Origin of the sequence: Occallatibacter sp. (genome assembly GCF_049802275.1) — a bacterium.
Classification (GTDB): Bacteria; Acidobacteriota; Terriglobia; order Terriglobales; family Acidobacteriaceae; genus Telmatobacter.
Genome location: NZ_JBARMD010000482.1, coordinates 1 through 2,461, shown reverse-complemented (window position 1 = coordinate 2,461; position 2,461 = coordinate 1). Strand labels below are relative to the sequence as shown.

Below are 2,461 nucleotides of genomic sequence, written 5' to 3'. Positions count from 1 at the left end.
AAGATGAGCGGGGATCTGGCGATCTCGGCGGATATTGCGTTCGTAGGAGACAAGGGAAATCCTCATCGCAAGGCGGTTCTGATGATCCGGCAGAGCCTGGATGGGAACTCGCCCGCGGTGGATATTGTGCGACATGGCGAGGGGCTGACGTCGCTGCAGTTTCGCGATGCGGCCGGCGCAGACGATCACGAAGTGCAGTCAAACGTGACCGGACCGAAACGGGTGCGGCTGGAAAAGCGCGGAGACTATTTCTATGCGTTTGTTTCAGGCCCCGACGGCAAGCTGGAGCCATCGGGCGCGTCGGCGAAATTGGTTTTGGATGGGCCGTTTTACGTGGGGATAGGGGTTTCCGCGCACGATAAGGATGCGACGGAGACGGCGGTGTTTTCGAATGTGAAGGTGGAGGCACTCGCACAGACCAACGAGAAGCCAGTGCTTTACAGCACGCTCGAGACGGTGCCGGTTGCGTCGGCGGATCGGCGAGTCGCGTACGTAGCACAGGCGCATTTTGAGGCGCCCAACTGGTCGCGCGATGGCTCCTACTTCTTGTTCAACCAGGAGGGAGGGATCTATCGGCTGGCGGTGAACGGTAGTGAGCCGGTACGCATTCCTACTGATCCGCAGGTGAAATGCAACAACGATCATGGAATTTCGCCGGATGGGACCATGCTGGCGATCAGCGACTCGACAGAGATGGGCAAGTCGCTGGTGTATACGCTGCCGATCGCGGGTGGCACACCGAAGAAGATCACGCCAGTGGGACCATCGTACTGGCACGGTTGGTCTCCGGATGGAGCAACGCTGGCGTTCGTCGGTCAGCGCGGAGATAACTTTGACATCTACTCGGTTCCAGTGAATGGCGGCGAGGAAAAGCGCCTGACGACCGCGCCAGGGCTGGATGACGGCCCCGAGTATTCGCCGGACGGACAGTGGATCTATTTCAATTCGGAGCGCACCGGACACATGCAAATCTGGCGGATGCATCCGGATGGAAGTGAGCAGGAGCAGGTGATCACGGAGGAGACGAATGACTGGTTTCCGCACATTTCGCCGGATGGGAAATGGATGACGTTTGTCGCGTTTGATAAGGATGTGACCGGGCATCCACCAGACAAAGATGTGAGCCTGAATGTGATGTCGCTTGCGGACAAGAAGGTGAAGGTGCTGGCGAAGCTATTTGGCGGACAGGGTACGAACAATGTGCCATCGTGGTCGCCTGACAGCACAAAGGTGGCGTTTGTCAGTTATGAGTATCTGATGCCGGGGGCGAGGGAGTGAGGGCGGCGGGACCCGTGAAGGCAAAATAAGTTCAACGGCGGTTCTCGTGAGTGCGGTTCGCTACGCTCTGAGTAAAGTCAGTGAAATTACCACGGCGTTGCCAAGGCGATCGCGCCCAATGCTGCGTCTGGAATGATTGGAAATCGAAACAGAGGAATGGGTGCCGGATGGATGCGAAGGCATGGCTGCAATCGGGCGGCATGAAGCTGGGCACAATCGTGACGATTGATCATCCGGCTATTGTGGAGATCGCGCGGCTCGCGGGTTTTGACTGGCTGTGGATCGATGGGGAGCATGGATGCTTCAACGAAATAAGCGCAGCGACGGCTTGCGCGGTAAACGCGGTGGGGTCACCCACGTTTGTGCGGCTGCCAGACCGATCGGCGACGGCAATCAAGCGATTTCTCGATATTGGCTGCGATGGGATTATTCTGCCGCAGGTATCGTCAGCGGCCGAGGTAGACGAGATTGCGCGTGCTGCGCTTTATCCGCCGCGCGGAGAACGGAGCATTGGAATTGGGCGTGCGCAAGGGTACGGGTCGCGTTTTGCAGAGTGTCTGCGAACGCAGGATTACGCGATCATCGTGCAAATTGAAACCGTGGCCGGAGTAAAGAATGCGGAGGCGATTGTGACGCACGCGGCCGTGGATGCCGTGGTGATCGGTCCATACGATCTAAGCGGATCGTTCGGGGTCCCGGGAGAAGTGGATTCGTCGCATGTGGTGGAGAGTATTGCCGCGGTGCAGGCGCTGTGCAGGGGTGCCGGAAAGCCATGTGGGATTTTCTCGGCAACGGCAGAGAAGGCGAAGGTGTATGCGGAGGCAGGGTTTGACTTGATTGCCGTCGGGATAGACTGCAGCTTTCTGCTGAACGGTTACAAGGCTGTTCGTGAAGCGCTGGGTGATCAGGGTTGAAACAGGGTCGCTCGGCAGTCGGGTGTGCGAGCAGAGTCAAGGCCTCGGGAGTCCCGTTTCTGCGAAGCACAGCAATTGCTGGGTACCATCAGAACTGTGGGACACTGAATTGCAACCTTGCCCTGAGCCTGCAAAGGTCAAGGTGCGGTAAACTGACGGATAGTGGCCTTTCCCCAGCGGAGGGATGGGTGAGCGGTTGATACCGGCGGTCTTGAAAACCGTTGTACCTGAAAGGGTACCGGGGGTTCGAATCCCTCTCCCTCCGCCAA

2 protein-coding genes and 1 tRNA gene are annotated in these 2,461 nt (G+C 58.3%); all 3 read left to right on the top strand.

Annotated features, from left to right (window positions below; all coding sequences use genetic code 11):
- The coding region (locus WA354_RS16840; RefSeq protein ID WP_472814184.1) for a TolB family protein at positions 1-1,278 on the top strand (1,278 nt) is incomplete at its 5' end.
- 167 nt (positions 1,279-1,445) lie between these two features.
- On the top strand, positions 1,446-2,192 hold the full coding sequence (locus WA354_RS16835) for an HpcH/HpaI aldolase family protein (protein WP_472814183.1): 747 nt from the start codon (positions 1,446-1,448) through the stop codon (positions 2,190-2,192).
- A 178-nt stretch (positions 2,193-2,370) separates the two neighbouring features.
- Positions 2,371-2,460, top strand: a tRNA-Ser gene (locus WA354_RS16830).
- Position 2,461: the final 1 nt, after the last annotated feature.